Consider the following 20,766-nt stretch of genomic DNA (forward strand, 5'->3'; position numbering starts at 1 on the left):
AGAGCGACTTCACGGCGTACGGCGAGGCGCAGAAGCGGCTCTCGGCCGCGATCGCGCAGGCCGAGCGGCTGGCCCAGCAGCTGGGGACGGTGGCGCCGACGCCCACCCCGAGCGCGTCGCCCTCACCGGCGCCGTCGGCCTCGACCACGGCGTCGTCCGGGTAGCCGATTTGGCCGTGGCGGCCACCCTCGCGTAACCTCGGGGACATACCGAGCACGGCCGCAAGGACGTGACTCACTCGACGCGGGGTGGAGCAGCTCGGTAGCTCGCCGGGCTCATAACCCGGAGGTCGCAGGTTCAAATCCTGCCCCCGCTACCAGTACGAGAAGGGCCCCCTACCGGCGCAGCCGGTAGGGGGCCCCTTCTCGTGGTCAGGATGCCGGGAGCGCGAACGACCGGGCGACGCAGGAGCCCGGGCGTGAGCGCGGCGTCCTGCCCCGCGACCCGCGACCGCGCAGTGCCCCCGCGTGAGCGCGGCGTCCAGCCCCCGCACCCGGGCCACAGGACGATGTCCGCTCTCGAGTCCGTGCGAGATGCGCGCCTCCGCACGCCACCGCACGCGGACTCGCGCAGATCACCCGCACCCCGGCCAGCGAGCCCCGTCACACCGGCGTGTCGCCGGAATCTCCCGGCCGGCACGGCGTTGCACCTGACGTGACCACCACCCCAGGCCGCCACCCCCACCCCGACCACCACTCCCGGCCCCACCGCGTCGTCGTCATCGGCTCCGGCTTCGGCGGCCTCTTCGGCACCCGCGCGCTGCGCCGTCGCGACGACGTCGAGATCACCCTCGTCGCCCGCACCGCGCAGCACCTCTTCCAGCCGCTGCTCTACCAGGTGGCGACGGGCATCCTCTCCGAGGGCGAGATCGCCCCGAGCACTCGCGAGGTGCTGGCCCGGCAGAAGAACGCCCGCGTCATCCTCGGCGAGGTCACCGACATCGACCTCGAGGCGCGCACCGTCACCTCCGAGCTGCTCGGGCAGCGGACGGTCAGCGAGTACGACACCCTCCTCGTCGCCGCAGGCGCCGGGCAGTCGTGGTTCGGCCACGACGAGTTCGCCGAGTTCGCGCCCGGGATGAAGTCGGTCGACGACGCCCTCGAGCTGCGCGGCCGCATCTTCGGCGCCTTCGAGATCGCCGAGCTGGCGACGACTGACGAGGACGTGCGTCGCGCGCTGACCTTCGTCGTCGTCGGTGCCGGCCCCACGGGGGTCGAGATGGCCGGCCAGATCGCCGAGCTCGCGAGCCGCACCCTCAAGCACGACTTCCGGCGCATCGACCCCACCCAGGCGCACGTCATCCTCCTCGACGCGGCCGACACCGTCCTGCCCTCGTTCGGCGAGCGGCTCGGGGGAGCGGCCCGCCGGCGGCTCACCGAGATGGGGGTCGACGTCCGCACGGGCTCGATGGTCACCGACGTCGACGAGAGCGGCCTCACCTACAAGGACCGGGAGGGCCACGAGGTCCGGGTCGAGGCGCTCACGAAGATGTGGGCGGCCGGGGTGCAGGCCAGCCCGCTCGGACGGCAGCTGGCCGAGCAGTCCGACGCCGAGCTCGACCGCGCGGGGCGCGTCAAGGTCGACCCCGACCTCACCCTGCCCGGCCACCCCGAGGTCTTCGTCGTCGGCGACATGATCAGCCTCGACGACCTCCCCGGCGTCGCCCAGGTCGCCATCCAGGGCGCCCGCTTCGCGGCGAAGCAGGTGACCCACCGCCTCGACGGGCGGCCCACCGACGAGCGGTTCACCTACCGCGACAAGGGGTCGATGGCCACGGTGTCGCGCTTCAGCGCCGTCGCCTCCATCGGCCGGCTGCGCTTCAGCGGGTTCGTCGCGTGGCTGCTGTGGCTCGGCGTGCACATCGTCTACATCATCGGCTTCAAGAACCGCGTGACGACGCTGCTGCACTGGGCGGTCAGCTTCCTCGGCCGTGGCCGGGCCGAGCGGGTCGCCACCGAGCAGCAGGTCTTCGCGCGCCGGGCCATCAAGGCGGCGGGGGAGGACCTGCGCGACGCGGGCTGAGCCGGGTTGCGGGCGGTCGGGGGCCCCGGAACCGTAGGGTGACCGCCATGCCGCTCGACTACCCGATCCACCGGCGCACGCTGCCGAACGGCCTGCGCGTCGTCGTCTCGCCCGACCACACCGTCCCGAACGTGACGGTCAACCTCTGGGTCGGGGTCGGGTCACGGCACGAGCAGGCCGGGCGCACCGGCTTCGCCCACCTCTTCGAGCACCTGATGTTCCAGGGCTCGCGGCAGGTCCGCAGCGGCGAGCACTTCGAGGCCCTGATGGCCGAGGGCGGCCGGCTCAACGCGACGACGTGGTTCGACCGGACGAACTACTTCGAGACCGTGCCCACCGGTGCCCTCGAGCTGGCCCTCTGGCTGGAGGCCGACCGGCACGGCCACCTCCTCGACGCCGTCTCCCAGGAGAACCTCGACAACCAGCGCGACGTCGTCAAGGAGGAGAAGCGCCAGCGGTACGACAACCAGCCGTACGGCAACGCGCTCATCGACGTCTACGCGGCCGTCTTCCCCGAGGGCCACCCGTACCACCACCCGACGATCGGCTCGATGGAGGACCTCGACGCCGCGAGCCTCGAGGACGTCCACGCCTTCTTCCGGCGGCACTACGCCCCGGACAACACGGTCCTCACCCTCTGCGGCGACATCGACCCCGACACGGGGTTCGCCCTCGTCGAGCGGTACTTCGGCGACCTCGACGCCCGGGTGCAGGACCCCCGCCCGCCGCTGGCGCAGCTGGAGCCGCTCACCGACCCGGTGCGCGTCGAGCGCCGCGAGGCGGTGCCCAACGACCGGCTGCACGTCGCCTTCCGGCTCCCCGTCGACGAGAGCGACGAGCTCGTCGCCGCCACCGTCGCCCTCGACTGCCTCGGGGGCCTGTCCAGCTCGCGGCTCGTGCGCCGGCTGGTGCGCCGCGAGCAGACGGCGGTCGGGGTGCACGCCACCGCCTGGGGCTTCGTCGACGGCGTCTCCCTCGGTTTCGTCGTGCTCGACGTCGCCCCCGGCTCGGACCCCGCGGACCTCGAGGCCGCCCTCGTCGAGGAGCTCGAGCGCCTCGCCGCCGAGGGCCCGACCGAGGCCGAGCTCGAGGCCTCGGTCGCCCAGTCCGAGCGGGCCTGGCTGTCGGCGCTGGCCTCCCAGGAGGAGCGCGCCGACCTGCTCAGCCGCTACACCCTGCTCCACGACGATCCCGACGTGGTCAACACCCACCTCGACCGCGTCCGGGCCGTGACCGCCGACGACGTCGTCGCCGCCACCCGGCGCTGGCTGGACCCGCGCAGCCGGGCGGTCGTCGCCTACCTCGTGCCGGACGCCGCCGACGAGGAGGCGGTCGCGTGACCCGCCCCGTCGTCGCACCGCCGGCGCCCTGGTCCTTCCCCGCGGCCACCGAGCACGTCCTGCCCAACGGGCTGCGGGTGCTGCTGCACGACCTGCCGGGCCAGTACGTCCTCTCGATGCGGGCCGTGGTCCCCACCTCGCTGGCCACCGAGGACCGCGAGGTCGAGGGTGTCTCCTCGATGATGGCCCGCCTCCTCGACGAGGGGACGCAGGAGCACGACCCCGAGGAGTTCGCCGAGCTCCTCGAGCGGCACGGCATGGCCATCGGGGCGGGGGTCTCCGACGGCGGCCTCCTCGTCGACGTCGACGTCCCCCAGTCCCACCTCGGCACCGCGGCCCACCTCGTCACCGCCGCCCTGGCCACTCCCGTCTTCCCGGAGGACGAGGTGCGCCGCATCCTGCGCAGCCGGCTCGCCGAGATCGAGCAGGAGCGGGCCTCGGCCGCGCACCGGGCGGCCCGCGAGGTGGCCCGCACCCTCTGGGCCGACACCGACCGCGCCTCGCGCCCCACGGCCGGCACCGTCGAGACCGTCTCGGCGATCACCCGCGACCACCTCGTCGAGCGGCACGCCCGCACCGTCGGGCCCCGCGGCGCGACCCTCGTCCTCGCCGGCGACCTCACCGGGCTCCCGGTCCTCGACCTGCTCACCGACTCCCTCGGTGCCTGGGAGGCCCCCGACCACGTGCCCCCGCCGGCCGCGCTCGCCCCGGTCCCGGCGGCCGACCGCGCGCGGGTCGTCGTCGTCGACCGTCCCGGCGCGGTCCAGACCGAGATCGTCGTGGCCTGCCCGGGTCCGGACCGCTCGACGCCGCACGGATGGGCGCCGCACCCCGTCGCCTCCTTCGTCGTCGGCGGGTCGCCGGGCGCCCGGCTCGACGCGGTCCTGCGCGAGGAGAAGGGCTACACGTACGGCGTGCGGGCCGCCTTCCGCCCCCGGGTCGCCGGCGGCTCGTTCGTCACCTCGGGCTCGGTGCGCTCCGAGGTCACCGGAGAGGCCGTCGAGATCCTCCTCGGCATCCTCGACGGCGCGCGCGACGGCTTCACCGCCACCGAGCTGCGCACCGGCGTCGACTTCGTCGGCAAGACCGCGCCGGGGCGCTACGCCACGGCCGACGCCGTCGCCGACGAGACCGCGGCGCTCGCGCTCGAGGGCCTGCCCCTCGACTTCACGACGCGCAACCTCGCGGCCGTCGCGGCGCTGACCCTCGAGGACCTCGACGCCGCCTACCGGCGCACGGCGACGGGGGAGTGGACCGTCGTCCTCGTCGGTGACGCCGCCTCCGTCGTGCCCGCGCTCGAGGGACGGGTCCCCGGCCCGGTGACCACCGTTGGCCGCTGACCCGGTCGGCGCGCACTCGCTCGTCATGCCGTCGCCGATCGGGCGGCTCGAGCTGCTGGCCCGCGACGAGCACCTCGTCGCCATCGGCTTCGACGCCGCCCCGGACGGCACGCCCGGCACGCTGCGCGGGGCCTCGCCCGTGCTCGTCGAGGCCCGCCGGCAGCTCGTCGAGTACTTCGCCGGGCGGCTGCGCGTCTTCGACCTGCCGCTGCGTCCGCGGGGCACCGACTTCCAGCACCGGGTGTGGGACCTGCTCGCGACCGTCCCCTGGGGCACGACGACGACCTACGGCGCCATCGCCGACCGGCTGGGGCTGCCGCCGGGGGCCTCCCGCGCGGTGGGGGCGGCCAACGGCGCCAACCCGCTGCCCGTCGTCCTGCCGTGCCACCGGGTGGTCGGCAGCGACGGGACGCTGACCGGCTACGCGGGCGGGCTGGAGCGCAAGGCCCTGCTGCTGCGCCTCGAGAACGTCGCGACCGAGGCCGACCAGGGCGCCCTCTTCTAGGACGACAAGTCCTCGGACGACCTCAGGCGTGCGGGACCGACGCGGGGCGGCCGTCGGACGCCAGCCGGGCGATGACCTCGTCGTGCAGGAGGCCGTTGGTCGCGACCGCGTTGCCGCCGAACGGCCCGTCGACGCCCTCGAGCGAGGTGAAGCGGCCACCGGCCTCGGTGACGATGGGCACGAGCGCCGCCATGTCGTAGAGGGCCAGCTCGGGCTCGGCCGCGATGTCGACCGCCCCCTCGGCGAGCAGCATGTAGGACCAGAAGTCGCCGAAGGCCCGCTCGCGCCAGCAGGCCCGGCTCAGGGCCAGCACCGCGTCGAGCCGACCGACGTCCGACCACGACGTCGTGCTCGACAGCGAGATGGAGGCGTCCTCGAGGCGGGAGACCCCCGAGACGTGGAGGCGCTTGGCGCTGGTCAGGCTGCGTCCGGCCCAGGCGCCGCTGCCGAGCGTGGCCCACCACCGCCGCCCCAGCGCCGGGGCCGCGACGAGGCCGAGCACCGGCACGCCGTCGTCGACGAGCGCGATGAGGGTGGCCCACACCGGCACGCCCCGGACGTAGTTGTGCGTGCCGTCGATGGGGTCGAGCACCCACTGGCGCGGGCTGGAGCCCGTGGGCGGGAGCTCCTCGCCGATGACGGCGTCGCGCGGGCGGGTGCGCTTGAGCTGGCCGCGCACGACCTCCTCGGCCGTGCGGTCGGCGTCGCTGACGAGGGTCAGGTCGGGCTTGGCCTCGACGTGCAGGTCCTCGGCCCGGAACCGCTCGATGGTGACCCGCTCGACCGCGTCGGCGAGGACGTGGGCGAGGCGGAGGTCGTCGTCGTAGCCGGGCACGAGCCTCACCGTAGCGGCTCGCACCGAAGATCTTCCGGCGCCGGCGTCGAGTGGGTCGCGATCCGGTCACAATCGGGTCTCGGCGCGGTACGGAACTTCCAAACGGCCCGAACGTGGTGTTGTCTGGACCGCGCACGCCGGAGGGCGCTGCCAATCGAGGTGCACCCGACCGGGGCACCTCAGGGAGATGCCACCCGACACCGGGTGGCGACCACTTCACACAGGAGGACATCCATGCGAGGAACTGCTCGCACGGTCGCCGTTGCGGCCATGTCCGCCTTCGCTCTTCTCGCCGCCGGTTGCGGTAGCGGGGACAGCGGGGGCGACCAGAGCTCGGCGGCAGGCGGCAAGACGGGTGGCGAGATCACCGTCCGTGGCTGCAACCCGGAGAACCCGCTCATCCCCAGCAACACGACGGAGACCTGCGGTGGCAACGTCATCGACGCGATCTTCTCCAAGCTGGTGCACTACGACGCGGAGACCGCCAAGCCGACGAACGACCTCGCGGAGTCCATCGACACGACGGACAACCAGAACTTCACCGTGAAGCTCAAGACCGGTCGCAAGTTCCACGACGGCACCGACATCAAGGCCAAGAACTTCGTCGACGCCTGGAACTACGCCGCGTACGGCCCCAACGGCCAGAGCTCCGGCTACTTCATGGAGCCCATCGAGGGCTTCGGCGACACCCAGTGCACCGGTGAGGGCGACGACCCGTGCGCCGGCGCCGGCGTGCCGAAGGCCAAGACGCTGACCGGCCTCAAGGTCGTCGACGACACCACCTTCACGATCAAGACCACCGAGAAGGTCTCGAACCTCCCGGTCCGTCTCGGCTACTCGGCGTTCTCGCCGCTCCCCGACGCGTTCTTCACCGACCCGAAGGCCTTCGGTGACAAGCCGATCGGTTCCGGTCCGTACAAGCTCGACGCGTGGAACAAGGAGCAGTCGATCGTCCTGTCCAAGTTCGCCGACTACAAGGGCGACTTCGGCGGCAAGGTCGACAAGATCACGTTCAAGATCTACCAGCAGTCCGACGCGGCGTACAACGACGTGATCGCGAACAACCTGGACATCACGGACGAGATCCCGACCAGCGCGCTCATCGACGAGAAGTACAAGCAGGACCTCCCCGACCGCAACGCGGAGAAGGAGACCGGCGTCATCCAGACGGTCACCTTCGCGCCGACCAAGGTCGACCCGAACTACGCGGACCCGAAGATCCGTCACGCGATCTCCATGGCGATCGACCGTGACACCATCGTCAAGCAGATCTTCAACGGCACGCGTCAGCCCGCCACCGGCTGGGTCTCCCCGGTCGTCGACGGCTACAAGGCCGACCAGTGCGGCGAGTGGTGCAAGTACGACCCGACCAAGGCCAAGGCCCTCCTCCAGGAGGCCGGCGGCTTCAAGGGTTCCAAGATCACCCTCTCGTACAACGCGGACGCGGCCCACAAGGACTGGACCGAGGCCACCTGCAACAGCATCAAGCAGGCCCTGGGTGTCGAGTGCGTCGCCACCGGCGTCGTCGACTTCGCCACCTTCCGCACCGAGATCGGTGAGCGCAAGATGAAGGGCATGTTCCGCACCGGCTGGCAGATGGACTACCCCTCGATCGAGAACTTCCTCGCCCCGATCTTCAAGACCGGCGCGTCCTCGAACGACGGCGACTACTCCAACCCGGCGTTCGACAAGCTCCTCTCCGAGGCTGCTGCCGAGCAGGACGCCGCTGCGGCGAACGCGAAGTACCAGGAGGCCGAGGCGCTCCTCGCGGTCGACATGCCGGCGATCCCCATGTGGTACGGCAAGACCACCATGGGCTGGTCCGACAAGGTCACCGGGGTCAAGATCACGGCCTTCGGCACCATCGACTTCACGTCGGTGTCCGTCAAGTGATCTGAGGAACCGTCAGGTCCCTCTCCACACGTCGTCGGCCTGTCAGCGCACTGCTGGCAGGCCGACGGCCGTGTCGGGGCGATGGTGCGTCAGGATGCCGGGTCCCGGCGCTACCACCGTCTCAGTGCATGGTCTAGGTTCATCCCGGTAACCCAACCCGACGCCGCCGTCGCAACACCCGACAGGGCGTCCCGAGTCTTCAGGAGGTGACGGTGGGCACTTACATCATCCGACGGATCCTCCAGATGATCCCGGTGGTCCTGGGCGCCACGTTCCTCATCTTCGCGATGGTCTTCGCCCTACCGGGCGACCCCGTCGCGGGCAAGTGCGGAGAGCGTCCGTGCTCGCCGGCCTACCGGGCGGCGTACATCCAGAAGTACAACCTCGACAAGCCGCTGCCGGTCCAGTACGGCAAGTACGTCCTCAACCTCGCCAAGGGCGACCTCGGGACGACGTCGAACAACATCCCGGTCGCCGACCAGCTCAAGCTGCGCGTCCCGGTCACCGCCAAGCTGGCCCTCATGTCGGTCATCATCGAGGCCGGCATCGGCATCCTCGCGGGTGTCGTGACAGGGATCCGCAGAGGTGGGTTCCTCGACAACCTCATCCTCGTGTCGACCCTCGTGCTCATCTCGATCCCCATCTTCGTCATCGGGTACGTGGCCCAGCTCTACCTCGGCGTCAAGCTCGGGTGGTTCGAGGTCACGGTCACCTCCTCGACGCCGTCGGTCTACCAGCTGCTGCTGCCGGCCATCGTGCTGGGCTCGGTCTCCGTCGCCTACGTCGCGCGCCTGATGCGCACCAACCTCGTCGAGAACCTGCGCGCCGACTACGTGCGCACCGCCGTGGCCAAGGGCCTGACGAAGCGTCGCGCCATCGGCCTGCACGCCCTGCGCAACTCGCTCATCCCCGTGGTCACCTTCATCGGGTTCGACTTCGGCGCGCTGCTCGGTGGCGCGGTCGTCACCGAGGGCATCTTCAACATCCCGGGCATCGGCGGCTACGTGTTCCGCGCCATCCGGGCCCGCGACGGTGCCTCCGTCGTCGGCGCGGTGACGCTGCTCGTCATCGTCTACCTCGTCGCCAACCTGCTCGTCGACCTCCTGTACGGCCTGCTCGACCCGAGGATCAGCCATGAGTGACGCCGCCATCGCCGAGACCACCGTCGCCGCCTCCGCGCCCGACGCCGGTGACACCGGCCCGGCCCGGTCCCTGACGTCCGACGCCTGGCGCAGCATGCGCCGCAACCCGCTGTTCTGGATCTCCTCGGCGCTCATCGCGCTGTTCGTCCTCATGGCGGTCTGGCCGAGCCTGTTCACGAGCACCGACCCCACCGAGGCGATCCTCAAGGACGCCCGCGTCGGGCCCAACGCGAACGCCTGGTTCGGGCGCGAGATCCAGGGCTACGACATCTACGCCCGCTGCATCTACGGCGCCCGCGCCTCGATCCTCGTCGGCCTGCTGACGACCATCCTCACGACCCTCATCGGGGCATCGTGGGCGTGTTCGCCGGGTACGCCGGCGGGTGGGTCGACACCGTGCTCTCGCGGCTCGGCGACATCTTCTTCGCCATCCCGCTGCTGCTCGGTGCGGTCATCGTGCTCGTCACGCTGCCGGCCACGGACAACTACTTCCTCATCGTCCTCAAGGTCGTCGTCGCGCTCGTCGTGCTCGGCTGGCCGAGCATGGCCCGCCTGATGCGCAGCAGCGTCATCCAGGTCAAGCCCAACGACTACGTGCAGGCCGCCCGCGCCCTCGGCGCGAGCCCGTGGCGGGTCATCCGCTCGCACATCGTGCCGAACGCGCTGGCCCCGATGATCGTCGTCGCGACGATCAACCTCGGTGCCTACATCTCGGCCGAGGCGACGCTGTCCTACCTCGGCATCGGCCTCCAGCCGCCCACCGTCTCGTGGGGCGTCGACATCAGCGCCGCGGTCGTCGGCATGCGCACCACCCCGCACATGCTGTTCTTCCCCAGCCTGTTCCTGTCCCTCGCGGTGCTCGCGTTCATCATGCTCGGTGACGTGGTCCGTGACGCCCTCGACCCGAAGAACCGGTGAAGGAGACGTCATGACGGTTCAGGACACCACCCGGACGGACGACGGCCGGGTCCGCTACGAGCCCCAGGACGGGGTGCTGCTCGAGGTCGACGACCTGTTCGTCGAGTTCCACACCCCCGACGGGGTCGCGACGGCCATCAACGGCGTCTCCTTCGACCTGCGCCAGGGCGAGTCCCTGGCCATCCTCGGGGAGTCGGGCTCCGGCAAGTCGGTCACCGCCCAGGCCATCATGGGCATCCTCGACATGCCCCCGGCGGTCATCCCCCACGGTCACATCCGCTACTGCGGCCAGGACCTGCTGACCATGCCCGACGAGCAGCGGCGCAAGACCCGCGGCCCGGAGATCTCGATGATCTTCCAGGACGCGCTCTCATCGCTGAACCCGGTCTTCCCGGTCGGCTGGCAGATCGCCGAGATGTTCCGCGTGCACCGGGGGATGAACAAGTCCGACGCGCTCCAGCAGGCCATCCGGCTCATGGAGCGGGTGCAGATCCCCGCCGCGCGCGAGCGCGTCAAGGCCTACCCGCACCAGTTCTCGGGCGGCATGCGCCAGCGCATCATGATCGCGATGGCCATCGCGCTCGACCCGGCGGTGCTCATCGCCGACGAGCCGACCACGGCCCTCGACGTCACGGTGCAGGCCCAGATCATGAACCTCCTGCAGGAGCTGCAGGAGGAGCGCCAGATGGGCCTCATCCTCATCACCCACGACCTCGGGGTCGTCGCCGACGTCGCCGACCGGATCACGGTGATGTACGCCGGCCGGCTCGTCGAGAAGGCCGAGGTCGACGAGCTGTACGCGTCTCCGGCACACCCGTACACGCGCGGGCTGCTCGAGTCGATCCCGCGCCTGGACCAGAAGGGCCAGACCCTCGCGGCGATCGGTGGGCTCCCGCCGAACCTCATGCGGATCCCGTCGGGCTGTGCGTTCAACCCGCGCTGCCGGATGGCCCGGGACATCTGCCGTACCGACTGTCCCGAGCTGCGGGAGGTCACCCCGGGCCGGTTCTCGGCCTGCCACTTCGCCGAGGAGGTCGTCGATGCCTGAGGTCGTCCTCAGCGCCCAGAACCTGGTCAAGCACTACCCCATCCGCAAGGGGGTGCTGCGCCGCACGGTGGGTCAGGTCAAGGCCGTCGACGGTGTGAGCTTCGAGCTGCACAAGGGCGAGACGCTCGGCATCGTCGGTGAGTCCGGCTGCGGCAAGTCGACCCTCGGCCGGCTGCTCATGCGGCTCGAGGAGCCGACGGCGGGCCAGGTGTTCTTCGAGGGCCAGGACTGGTCCGGCGCCTCGCCGCGGGAGACCCGGCACCTGCGCCGGAACATCCAGATCGTCTTCCAGGACCCGTACACCTCGCTCAACCCGAGGATGACGGTCGGCGACATCATCGGTGAGCCGTTCGAGATCCACGGCGACGTGGTCCCGAAGGGTGGTCGGCGCCAGCGGGTCCAGGAGCTCCTCGAGCTCGTGGGCCTCAACCCCGAGCACATCCACCGCTACCCGCACCAGTTCTCCGGCGGCCAGCGCCAGCGCATCGGCATCGCGCGCGGCATCGCGCTCAACCCGCGCGTGCTCATCTGCGACGAGCCGGTCTCGGCCCTCGACGTCTCCGTCCAGGCCCAGGTCGTCAACCTCATGGAGAAGCTGCAGGACGAGCTGGGGCTGGCCTACGTCTTCATCGCCCACGACCTCTCGGTCGTGCGCCACATCTCGGACCGGGTCGGGGTCATGTACCTCGGCCGGATGGCCGAGATCGGCGAGGAGGACGAGGTCTACTCGCGGCCGACGCACCCGTACACGCAGGCCCTGCTGTCGGCCGTGCCGGTGCCCGACCCGACGCTGCGCGGCAAGCGCGACCAGATCGTGCTCGTCGGTGACGTGCCGTCGCCGGCGAACCCGCCGAGCGGCTGCCGCTTCCACACCCGCTGCTGGAAGGCCCAGGACACCTGCAAGACCCTCGAGCCCGAGCTCGAGCCGCGGCCCGACGGCCACGGCGAGCACCTCTCGGCGTGCCACTTCGCCGAGCCGCGGGTCATCGTCGAGACGGTCGACGTCAGCGACCTCCAGCCCGACGCACGGTTCGTCAGCACCGAGACCGACGACGCCGGTGCCGGCTTCGGGGTCGAGGGCGGCGGCGAGGAGCTCGACAGCGGTCAGGCCGAGGACCGGGCCCGTCCGCCGGCCACCGAGGACGCCGTGCGCCCGTCGGACCCGACCCGCGTGGTCGAGGACACCACCGACAACCCGCGCTGACCCTGCGCCACGACGGCCGCGGGTGAGGACCTACTCCTCGCCCGCGGCCGTCCGCGTGCGCAGGAGCCGTCGCAGCGACTCCAGCCGCGCCGGGCCGGCGGGGCCGGCCGCGCCGCTCGCGACGAAGGCGTCGAGGGCGCACTCCTCCTCGTCGTGGGTGCAGCCGCGCGGGCACTCCTCGGTGCCGGGCTCGAGGTCGGGGAAGTGCGTGACGATGCGGGCCGGGTCGACGTGCGCCAGCCCGAAGGAGCGCACGCCGGGGGTGTCGACGACCCAGCCGTCGTCGTCGGGCAGGGGAGGGAGACCGCTGAGGTCGAGGTGTGCCGGCCGCGTCCGGTGACGTCGTTGACGACCCCGACGGCGCGCAGGGCGTCGGGCACCAGGGCGTTGACGATCGTCGACTTGCCGACGCCGGAGTGCCCGACGAGGACGCTGACCCGCCCGGACAGGGCCTCGAGCACGGCGTCGAGCCCGACGATCGTGCCGTTCGGACCGCGCGAGGTGACGACGGCGCGTACCGAGAGCGGGGCGTACTGCTCGAGGAACGGCGCGGGGTCGATGAGGTCGGCCTTGGTGAGCAGCAGGAGGGGCTCCATCCCCGCGTCGTAGGCGGCGACGAGGCAGCGGTCGATGAGCCGGGGCCGCGGCTCGGGGTTGGTGAGCGCGGACACCACGACGAGCTGGTCGGCGTTGGCGACGAGGACCCGCTCGACGGGGTCGGTGTCGTCGGCGGTGCGCCGCAGCACCGTGATGCGCGGGGAGACCCGCACGATGCGGGCCAGGCTGCCCTCGGCGCCCGAGGTGTCGCCGACGAGGTGCACCTCGTCGCCGACGACGATGCCCTTGCGACCGAGCTCGCGGGCCCGCATCGCCGTGACGTCGTGGCGGCCGCCGTCGTCGCCGACGAGGACCCGGTAGCGCCCGCGGTCGACCCCGAGCACCCGCCCCGACACGGCGTCGGCGTGGGCCGGTCGTTCCTTGGTGCGGGGCCGCGAGCCACGCCGGTTGGGGCGGATGCGGACGTCGGACTCGTCGTAGTCGCGCGAGGACCTCGCCATCAGGCGTCCGCGGTGACCCGCTCGTGGAGCATGCGGTCCCACAGGCTCGTGAAGTCGGGCATCGTCTTGGCCACGGTGTCGACGTCCTCGACGACGACCCCCTCGACGGCGAGCCCGAGCACGGCACCGGCCATGACCATGCGGTGGTCGTGATAGGTGTGGAAGAGGTTGCCGTGCAACGGCTTCGGCGTGATGTGCAGGCCGTCGTCGGTCTCGACGACCTCGGCCCCGACGCCGGTGAGCTCGGTGCGCAGGGCGGCGAGCCGGTCGGTCTCGTGCCCGCGGATGTGGGCGACGCCGCGGATGACGCTCGGACCGTCGGCGAGGGCGGCCAGCGCTGCGACGACGGGCGTCAGCTCGCTCGACCCGTGGAGGTCGACGTCGACGCCGCCGATGCCGTCGCCGCCGGAGACGGTGAGGCCCGAGCGGTCGAGCACGACCTCGGCGCCCATCATGTCGAGGACCTCGCGGACGAAGTCGCCGCCCTGGGTCGTGTACTGCGGCCAGCCGGGGACGTGCACGGAGCCGCCGGTGACCAGGGCCGCCGCGAGGAACTGGGCGGCGTTCGACAGGTCCGGCTCGACCTGCACGTCGAGGGCGTTGACGTCGCTGGGCTCGACCCGCCACGTGTGCACGTCGCCGTCGTCGACGACCACGCCGGCGTCGCGCAGGGTCTCGACGGTCATCTCGATGTGGGGCAGGCTCGGCACCGCCTTGCCGTCGTGGTGCACGGTGACGCCCTGCTCGAAGCGGGCGGCCGACAGCAGCAGCCCGGAGACGAACTGCGAGGAGGCCGAGGCGTCGATGGTGACCGCGCCACCGCGCACGGACCCCCGGCCCAGGACGGTGAAGGGCAGCCCGCCGCGGCCCTCGTCGTCGACCTCGACGCCCAGGGTGCGCAGCGCCTCGAGGACGGGGGCCATCGGGCGGACCCGGGCGCCCGGGTCCCCGTCGAAGCGCACGGGGCCGTCGGCGAGCCCGGCGAGCGGCGGCACGAAGCGCATGACATTGCCGGCGAGCCCGCAGTCGACGAGGCCGCCGCCGACGAGCGCCGACGGGGTGACGAGCCAGTCGCCGTCGTCGACGTCGTCGACGCCGACTCCGAGGGCGCGCAGGGCGCCGGCCATGAGGAGGGTGTCGCGCGAGCGCAGGGGAGCCCTCAGCCGGGAGACGTCACCGGCGATCGCGGCGAGGACGAGGTAGCGGTTGGTCAGGGACTTGCTGCCCGGCAGGACGACCCGGGCGTGCACCGGCCCCGCGGCGGTGGGGGCGGGCCAGTCAGGAGAAGGCATGCTGGGCCTGGGCCGCCTTCAGCTTCGCCTCGGTGGTGGCCTCGTGCACGACGTGGCGCGCCTCGCGACGGGTGGTGCGGGCCGCCCGCTGCACGCTCTCGCTCGCGAGGTGGGCCCGGTAGGCCAGCCCCGGGCGGCCCTCGGTGTCGACGGCGGCGAGGAGCAGCCCGCCGAGGAGCCCGAGGTTCTTGAGGAACTGGACGCGCTGCTGGGCGCGGACCGTCTCGTCGTCCTCGCGCCAGTACTGGTGGGCGGCCAGCGTGGTCGGCACGAGGGTGGCGGCCAGCACGGTGGCCGAGACGCGTGGGAAGCGACCCATGGCCAGCAACGCGCCGGCCCCAACCATCGCCACGCCGTTGGCGCGCACGAGCAGCTCGGTGTCGGCGGGGAGCCGGAGGAGCGGGGCGACCTTCTCGACGACCGGGCGCGCGGTGCCGGCCTTGGCCGACGGGTGCTTCAGCTGGTCGACCCCTCCGACGACGAACATCGACGCGAGCAGGGGTCGGGCGATGCGGCGCACCACGGACATCCGGTACCTCCGGGTCGGGGTTCCTGCTGGTCAGGACCTCCCGGCCTACCGTAGTTGCTCGGGGCGGCCCTGCGTAGCCTGAGCACATGTGTGGGCGCTACGCCGCGACGGCGAACACCGGCGAGCTCGTGCTCGAGTTCGAGGTCGAGGTCGACCGCAGCTCCGAGCCGGGGCGCAGCGTGCTCGTCAACCCCCAGGAGCCGCCGCCCGGGCGCCCCGACCACAACATGGCGCCGACCAAGCAGGCTCCGGTCGTCCTCTCCCGCGCCCCCCGCGAGGACCGTGACGCGCCGCCCCGGCGCCAGCTGCGCCTGCTCACCTGGGGCCTGGTGCCCAGCTGGTCGAAGGACCCGAAGGGCGGGGTGCGGATGATCAACGCGCGCGTCGAGTCGGTGCGCGAGAAGCCGGCGTTCGCCCGGGCCCTGGCCGCCCGGCGCTGCCTCGTGCCGGCCCGCGGCTGGTACGAGTGGCAGGCCTCCCCGACCGCGCTCGACGCCAAGGGGAAGCCCCGCAAGCAGCCGTTCTTCACCGAGCGGGCCGACGGCACGAGCGTCGCGATGGCCGGCCTCTACGAGTTCTGGCGCGACCCCGCCGTCACCGACCCCGACGACCCGATGGCCTGGCTGAGCACCTTCACCGTCATCACCGGCGAGGCCGAGCCGGGGCTCGACCGCATCCACGACCGGCAGCCCGTCGTGCTCGAGCCGGCCGACTGGGCCCGCTGGCTCGACCCGAACGCCACTGCGGCCGACGTCGCCGACCTGCTCGAACCGCACGCCGCCGGCCGGTTCACGGCCCACCCCGTCGGTCGGGCCGTGAGCAGCAACCGGTCCAACGGGCCGGGGCTGCTGGCGCCGGCACCCGCCGAGGAGCTCGTCGGGGTGGTCGACCCGATGACCGGTGAGGTCATCGGCGGATGACGGGCACCGAGCGGCTCGTCGACACCCCGCAGGGGCCGGCGCGCACGACGACGAGCGCACCGGCCGGCGACCCCGTCGGGACCCTCGTGCTCGGCCACGGCGCCGGGGGCCTGCGCTGGACCCTCGACGTCCTGGCGGTCCGGGACGCGCTGCTCGGCGCCGGCTGGCGGGTGGTCCTCGTGGACCAGCCGTGGCGGGTCGCCGAGCGCCGGCTCGGGCCGCGCCCGCCCGCCCTCGACGAGGCGTGGCTGCCGGTGCTCGAGGACGTCACCCGGGGCGCCGGGGGAGGGCGGCTCGTGGTCGGGGGCCGCAGCGCGGGGCCCGGGTGGCCTGCCGCACCGCGTCGGCCGTCGGTGCCGATGCCGTGGTGTGCCTCTCGTTCCCGCTGCACCCACCCGGGAAGCCGGAGGCCTCACGCGCCCACGAGCTCGCCGAGCCGTCCGCCACGGGCCTCGCGGTGCACGTCGTCCAGGGGAGCACCGACCCGTTCGGCACCCCGGCCGAGGTCGAGGCGGTGCTGCCGCCGCTGGCCACCCTCGACGTCGTCCCCGGCCCGCACTCCCTCGGGCGGGTCGCCGACCGGGTGGCCGCCCACGTGCTGCGGCGCCTGGCGCCGGGGGAATGAGGCGGCGCGTCGCGGGCGTTCTGCCCTCGTCACCGTTCCACCGACCGAAGGCGCTGCCAGTGTTCGTCCTCGACACCTCGCCCCGTCCGCGGGCCCGGCTAGGCTGGGAGGCGATGACCAGCCCCCAGACACCGCTCGAGGAGCCGTCGACCGAGGTCGACCTCGCCACCGAGACCACCGCCGAGCGGCAGGCGCGCTTCGAGCGCGAGGCCCTCCCCCTCATCGACCAGCTGTACGCGGCAGCGATGCGCACGACGCGCAACCCCGCCGACGCCGAGGACCTCCTCCAGGAGACCTACGCGAAGGCGTACGCCGCGTTCCACCAGTACCGCCCGGGGACCAACCTCAAGGCGTGGATGTACCGCATCCTCACGAACACGTACATCAACACCTACCGCAAGAAGCAGCGCGAGCCGCAGCAGTCCGACGCCTCCGACGTCGAGGACTACCAGCTGGCCCGGGCCGAGTCGCACACCTCGGCGGGGCTGAAGTCCGCCGAGGCCCAGGCGCTCGAGCACCTCCCCGACACCGAGGTCACGCGCGCGCTCCAGGAGCTGCCCGAGGACTTCCGGATGGCCGTCTACCTCGCCGACGTCGAGGGCTTCGCCTACAAGGAGATCGCCGAGATCATGGGCACCCCCATCGGCACGGTGATGTCCCGCCTGCACCGCGGCCGGCGCCAGCTGCGCTCGCTGCTCACCGGCTACGCGCGAGAGCGTGGCCTCGTCCGGGCGGAGGAGGAGTGATGGGACACCACGCCGAGCACCCCGCCCACGAGGGCCACAGCGACTGCTCCGAGGTCCTGACCCACATCTACGAGTACCTCGACGGCGAGATGAGCCCCGCCGAGGTGAAGCGGGTGGCCACCCACCTCGCCGAGTGTCGGCCGTGCCTCGCCGAGCACGACCTCGACGCGGCCGTCAAGCAGGTCGTCAAGCGCTCGTGCCACGACCAGGCCGCCCCCGCCGCGGTGCGTCTGCAGGTCGTGCAGCGGATCACCATGGTCCGCCTCGAGAACGACGACTGACCGGCACCAGCGGACGCGCAGACGACGGGGCCCGGAGTGCAGATGCACTCCGGGCCCCGTCTCGTCAGCTGCTCAGGCGTTGGGCTTGCGGCCGTGGTTGGCCTTGTTGCCCTTGCGCGAACGACGCTTGCGGGCGCGCTTGCTCATGGTGACCTCTCGTCGGGAACGGCCTCCGGAATCTGCGACACGGAGGCGCACTGGTGCCGCTGTGATTGTCGCACACCCTTCCTCGTGAAAGAATTTCGCTGACCCCGGCTGCCCCGGAGAGCCTTGGCCGAGGTCATTCACCCTCTGGAAGGAACCATCATGCGCACGATCCGTACTCTCGCCGCTGCCGCTCTCCTCGCCGCTCTCGTGACCGCGGGGGCGACCTCTGCCACGGCAGCGCCGGTCGACCTGAAGTCCACCCAGAACGCCCAGAACAGCTGGTCGTACGGGGGCTGACCTCCTCAACCGATGGCATCAGCACGAAAGGGCGCGCGAGGAAACGCCGGCACCGCCTACATCGGGATGGTAACCGTCGTGGCTCTCGTAGCCGTTTCCGTGGCGGTCCGGGCCCAAGGCGTCCCCTTGGGCCCGGACCTCGCGGTCTTCCTCGTCCTCGCCATCGTTCTGCCACTCCTCCAGAACGTCGTCGACGTCGGCGACCGGGTGCGCGTGGACATCTCGAGCATCTTGTCACTGGCCGCGATGGCAATCGTCGGACCGGTCGGAGCGTCCTTGGCTGGAGCGGTCACGGGAGCGTTCACGGGTCGCCATCTGGCACCGCGCATTCGGCTGTTCAACGCGGCGACCTTCGCTCTCTACCGGCTTCTCGGCGGCGTGGCCTTTCAAGCGACCGGCGGGACGACAGCTCCGTCTCGGTTGTCGGAGGTCTCGGCGGTCGTCCTGTCGCTCGCTCTGCCCATGCTCGTGGCGAGCGTCGTCCAGCTGGCGGTCAACCTAGTCCTGGTGGCGGGCGTCGTCCGCGTGTCGCACGGGGTCCCCATGCGGCTGCAGATGGCCTCCATGCTCCAGGGGACGGGGTTGGCGTACCTCGGCTTCAGCCTGATCGCGATTCCTCTGGTCGTCCTGTGGAAGCCGGCGGGCCTCGGGCCGGAGGCGGTCATCATCGTGCTCGCGCCGCTTTTGGTCGCTCAGTGGGCCTATCGACAACACGCCGAAGAGCTCGAGGGCCAGCAGCGCGCCCTGGAGGTTCTCGTCGCAGCCGTTGAGGCCAAAGCACCACACCTCGCGGGGCACAGCTCCCGAGTCGCCGAGTTGAGTGCGCGGATGGCCGAACACCTCGGCTTGAGCCCGCAGTTTGTCGCGGACACCCGCATGGCCGGGATGCTGCACGACGTCGGCCAGACCAGCCTGTCGACCCGCGTCGTCCGCGACCTCGACCTCACCGACCCCTCCGGCGGCCAGGACGGCTACCCGGAGGCGGGAGTCGCCCTCCTCGACGACCTGACGTTCCTCCGCGGCGCCCTCGACCCCATCCGCTGGCACCGCGAGGCGTTGGGGTCCGTGCAGTCCTCCCTCCCGTCACGCATCGTCGCGCTCGCCGACCGCTACGACCTCCTGACGACGGTGGGGAGCCCCGGGGGGACCGTCCAGGCGTCGGCGCTGGCCCGTGACCTCGTGGCGGCAGAGGTGGTCGGAGCCGATGCCGCGGTCCTGGTGCGCGCTCTCGACGAGGCACTCGCGAGGGTCCGCTCCGACCAGAGCCCAACGTGACGCCCTTCGTCCGGTTGCCCGCGCTCCTCGTCAGCCGGGCGGTCATCGCTCTCGGGGCGGTCGCCGTCGTGTTGGGCTTCGTCTCCGCCGGTGACCTCCTCCCGCGGCTGCTCACGACCCACCGGCACACGCTCCTCCTTGCGGTGGTCCTCATCGCGGCTGGAGAGCTGTCCCGCATCCGGATGCCCAGCGGCCGCGAGACCGCGCCGATCTCGTCCGCCGCAGCCCTCGCCGTCGTCTTCCTCGCGCGGATCCACGGAGAGCCCACGTTCGCCTTGGAGCCGGGCCTGGTCGTCATCGTCGTCACCGCCGGCCTGGCCACCGCCGCTGCGGTCCGGCGGGTCCGCCACGAACGGGTCGGCGTTCCCGCACTGGCGGCGCGATCCGTCGGCGTGTGGGTGGCGGCGTGGCTGGCTCGTGGTGTGGGGCCGTCGAACGGCACGCTATGGGCCGCCCAGCTCGACCCGACGGTCACCCAGGGCCTCGTGGCCCTCGGGATGGTCATGGTGGCCGCGGTCGGGTTGCTGACCGAGCTCGTGCTCGTCGCCGGGATCCGGGCCGAGCGCCAGCGCACCCCGTGGCGCGCCGCCGTGCGCGATGAGGTGGGCGAGGCGGCCCCGCTGACCCTCGCCGTGGTCGCCACCGGGCCGATGGTCGCGCTCATGGCGCCGGTCCTCGGGCTCTTGTCGCTGCCCGTCGCCCTCGTCCCCCTGGCCATGGCCTACTCGGCCGTCCGGCAGTACGCCCGCAACCGTGAGACCAACCGCCAGCTGGTCGCGACGCTGTCCCACCTCACCGAGCACGGTGGCTACACGCCGGAGCGCCACGCCGAGCGGGTCGCCGGCCTGTCCGTGCGGATCGGCCGCGTGCTCGGCCTCGGCGACCGCCAGCTGCGCAGCCTCGAGTACGCGGCGCTGCTCCACGACCTCGGGCAGATCTCGCTGCTCGACCCGATCCCCGACGGCGCGACGGTCCTCGCGGCACCCGCCGACCAGCGCGACATCGCCGAGGAGGGCGCCCGCATCATCCGCCGGGCCGAGAACCTCGACGACGTCGCCCGCTTCGTCGAGACCCAGACCACGGCCTACCGGCTGGTCCGCGAGCTCAACGAGCCCGTGCCGCTGGAGAGCCGGATCATCAAGTGCGCCAACGCCTTCGACGACCTGTCGGCCGGCTCGGGCGACCCCGTGCTGGTGGCGGCCGCGATGGAGCGCATCCACCTCGGCCTCGGCTACGAGTACGACCCCGAGGTGGTCGACGCCCTGACCCGCGTCGTCGAGGACGTGTCGGTGGGTCGGGTCGACGACCGGGGCGTGGCCGCCCGATAGAGTGCGAAGCCCCCGCACCCG

General features: G+C 72.3%; 19 protein-coding genes, 1 tRNA gene and 2 pseudogenes. 17 read left to right on the forward strand and 5 right to left on the reverse strand.

Features of this window, described 5'->3' with window-relative positions:
* The first annotated feature begins 242 nt into the window (after nt 1-242).
* From G7075_RS02325 to G7075_RS02345, 5 genes are all read left to right on the forward strand, one after another.
* A tRNA-Met gene (locus G7075_RS02325) sits at nt 243-319 on the forward strand.
* 335 nt (nt 320-654) lie between these two features.
* Nucleotides 655-2,022 (forward strand): NAD(P)/FAD-dependent oxidoreductase, encoded by a 1,368-nt coding sequence (locus G7075_RS02330; protein WP_166118503.1) that lies wholly within the window; start codon nt 655-657, stop codon nt 2,020-2,022.
* 47 nt (nt 2,023-2,069) lie between these two features.
* Nucleotides 2,070-3,362, forward strand: coding sequence for a pitrilysin family protein (locus G7075_RS02335; protein WP_166118505.1), 1,293 nt, complete (start codon nt 2,070-2,072; stop codon nt 3,360-3,362).
* The gene (locus tag G7075_RS02340; RefSeq protein ID WP_166118507.1) at nt 3,359-4,702 is read left to right on the forward strand and encodes a pitrilysin family protein; all 1,344 of its coding nucleotides are present in this window, start codon (nt 3,359-3,361) and stop codon (nt 4,700-4,702) included. Before G7075_RS02335 ends, G7075_RS02340 begins: the two co-directional genes overlap by 4 nt.
* A complete protein-coding gene (locus G7075_RS02345) occupies nt 4,692-5,207 on the forward strand; it encodes a methylated-DNA--[protein]-cysteine S-methyltransferase (RefSeq protein ID WP_240917833.1) in 516 nt (171 codons plus the stop codon). The genes G7075_RS02340 and G7075_RS02345 overlap by 11 nt, the downstream gene beginning before the upstream one ends.
* 22 nt (nt 5,208-5,229) lie before the next feature.
* Here G7075_RS02345 and hisN read toward each other — a convergent pair whose 3' ends face one another.
* On the reverse strand, nt 5,230-6,042 hold the full coding sequence (gene hisN / locus G7075_RS02350; protein ID WP_166118509.1) for a histidinol-phosphatase: 813 nt from the start codon (nt 6,040-6,042) through the stop codon (nt 5,230-5,232).
* Between the two features lie 270 nt (nt 6,043-6,312).
* On the opposite strand from hisN, the gene G7075_RS02355 reads away from it, so the two are divergent.
* The 5 genes and pseudogenes from G7075_RS02355 (at nt 6,313) to G7075_RS02375 (ending at nt 12,247) form a co-directional block, all read left to right on the forward strand.
* Nucleotides 6,313-7,935 carry an ABC transporter substrate-binding protein gene (locus tag G7075_RS02355; RefSeq protein ID WP_240917834.1) on the forward strand — a complete coding sequence of 541 codons (1,623 nt, stop codon included), beginning with the start codon at nt 6,313-6,315 and terminating at the stop codon, nt 7,933-7,935.
* Between the two features lie 212 nt (nt 7,936-8,147).
* Nucleotides 8,148-9,077 carry an ABC transporter permease gene (locus tag G7075_RS02360; RefSeq protein WP_166118513.1) on the forward strand — a complete coding sequence of 310 codons (930 nt, stop codon included), beginning with the start codon at nt 8,148-8,150 and terminating at the stop codon, nt 9,075-9,077.
* Nucleotides 9,070-9,995, forward strand: a pseudogene (locus G7075_RS02365) (ABC transporter permease). The gene G7075_RS02360 and the pseudogene G7075_RS02365 overlap by 8 nt, the downstream one beginning before the upstream one ends.
* 10 nt (nt 9,996-10,005) lie before the next feature.
* On the forward strand, nt 10,006-11,043 hold the full coding sequence (locus tag G7075_RS02370; RefSeq protein WP_166118515.1) for an ABC transporter ATP-binding protein: 1,038 nt from the start codon (nt 10,006-10,008) through the stop codon (nt 11,041-11,043).
* The gene (locus G7075_RS02375) at nt 11,036-12,247 is read left to right on the forward strand and encodes an ABC transporter ATP-binding protein (RefSeq protein ID WP_166118518.1); all 1,212 of its coding nucleotides are present in this window, start codon (nt 11,036-11,038) and stop codon (nt 12,245-12,247) included. The genes G7075_RS02370 and G7075_RS02375 overlap by 8 nt, the downstream gene beginning before the upstream one ends.
* A gap of 30 nt (nt 12,248-12,277) precedes the next feature.
* Here G7075_RS02375 and rsgA read toward each other — a convergent pair.
* From rsgA to G7075_RS02390, 3 genes and pseudogenes are all read right to left on the reverse strand, one after another.
* Nucleotides 12,278-13,305 (reverse strand): annotated as a pseudogene (gene rsgA, locus G7075_RS02380) (ribosome small subunit-dependent GTPase A).
* A complete protein-coding gene (aroA, locus tag G7075_RS02385; protein WP_166118520.1) occupies nt 13,305-14,597 on the reverse strand; it encodes a 3-phosphoshikimate 1-carboxyvinyltransferase in 1,293 nt (430 codons plus the stop codon). The pseudogene rsgA and the gene aroA overlap by 1 nt, the downstream one beginning before the upstream one ends.
* A complete protein-coding gene (locus tag G7075_RS02390) occupies nt 14,584-15,126 on the reverse strand; it encodes a DoxX family protein (RefSeq protein WP_166118522.1) in 543 nt (180 codons plus the stop codon). The genes aroA and G7075_RS02390 overlap by 14 nt, the downstream gene beginning before the upstream one ends.
* Nucleotides 15,127-15,212: 86 nt before the next feature.
* Between G7075_RS02390 and G7075_RS02395 the strand changes: the two genes are divergently transcribed.
* From G7075_RS02395 to rsrA, 4 genes are all read left to right on the forward strand, one after another.
* Nucleotides 15,213-16,046: an SOS response-associated peptidase gene (locus G7075_RS02395; RefSeq protein WP_166118524.1), complete on the forward strand. Its 834-nt coding sequence runs from the start codon at nt 15,213-15,215 to the stop codon at nt 16,044-16,046.
* 325 nt (nt 16,047-16,371) lie between these two features.
* Nucleotides 16,372-16,671, forward strand: a complete 300-nt coding sequence (locus G7075_RS20135) for an alpha/beta family hydrolase (RefSeq protein WP_205860601.1) — start codon at nt 16,372-16,374, stop codon at nt 16,669-16,671.
* Between the two features lie 113 nt (nt 16,672-16,784).
* Nucleotides 16,785-17,417: a sigma-70 family RNA polymerase sigma factor gene (locus tag G7075_RS02405; RefSeq protein ID WP_166118526.1), complete on the forward strand. Its 633-nt coding sequence runs from the start codon at nt 16,785-16,787 to the stop codon at nt 17,415-17,417.
* Nucleotides 17,417-17,698, forward strand: a complete 282-nt coding sequence (gene rsrA / locus G7075_RS02410) for a mycothiol system anti-sigma-R factor (RefSeq protein ID WP_166118527.1) — start codon at nt 17,417-17,419, stop codon at nt 17,696-17,698. Before G7075_RS02405 ends, rsrA begins: the two co-directional genes overlap by 1 nt.
* 72 nt (nt 17,699-17,770) lie before the next feature.
* Here the strand turns inward: rsrA and G7075_RS22370 are convergent, their stop codons facing one another.
* Nucleotides 17,771-17,845 carry a 50S ribosomal protein bL37 gene (locus G7075_RS22370; RefSeq protein ID WP_009775747.1) on the reverse strand — a complete coding sequence of 25 codons (75 nt, stop codon included), beginning with the start codon at nt 17,843-17,845 and terminating at the stop codon, nt 17,771-17,773.
* A gap of 159 nt (nt 17,846-18,004) precedes the next feature.
* Here G7075_RS22370 and G7075_RS02415 point away from each other — a divergent pair, with 159 nt between their 5' ends.
* The 3 genes from G7075_RS02415 to G7075_RS02425 all read left to right on the forward strand — a co-directional run bounded on the left by G7075_RS02415 (nt 18,005) and on the right by G7075_RS02425 (nt 20,745).
* On the forward strand, nt 18,005-18,142 hold the full coding sequence (locus tag G7075_RS02415; RefSeq protein ID WP_166118529.1) for a hypothetical protein: 138 nt from the start codon (nt 18,005-18,007) through the stop codon (nt 18,140-18,142).
* Between the two features lie 126 nt (nt 18,143-18,268).
* The gene (locus tag G7075_RS02420) at nt 18,269-19,417 is read left to right on the forward strand and encodes an HD-GYP domain-containing protein (protein ID WP_166118531.1); all 1,149 of its coding nucleotides are present in this window, start codon (nt 18,269-18,271) and stop codon (nt 19,415-19,417) included.
* Nucleotides 19,414-20,745 carry an HD-GYP domain-containing protein gene (locus G7075_RS02425; protein WP_166118533.1) on the forward strand — a complete coding sequence of 444 codons (1,332 nt, stop codon included), beginning with the start codon at nt 19,414-19,416 and terminating at the stop codon, nt 20,743-20,745. The genes G7075_RS02420 and G7075_RS02425 overlap by 4 nt, the downstream gene beginning before the upstream one ends.
* Nucleotides 20,746-20,766: the final 21 nt, after the last annotated feature.

The organism is Phycicoccus sp. HDW14 (assembly GCF_011383005.1).
Taxonomy (GTDB): domain Bacteria; phylum Actinomycetota; class Actinomycetes; order Actinomycetales; family Dermatophilaceae; genus Phycicoccus.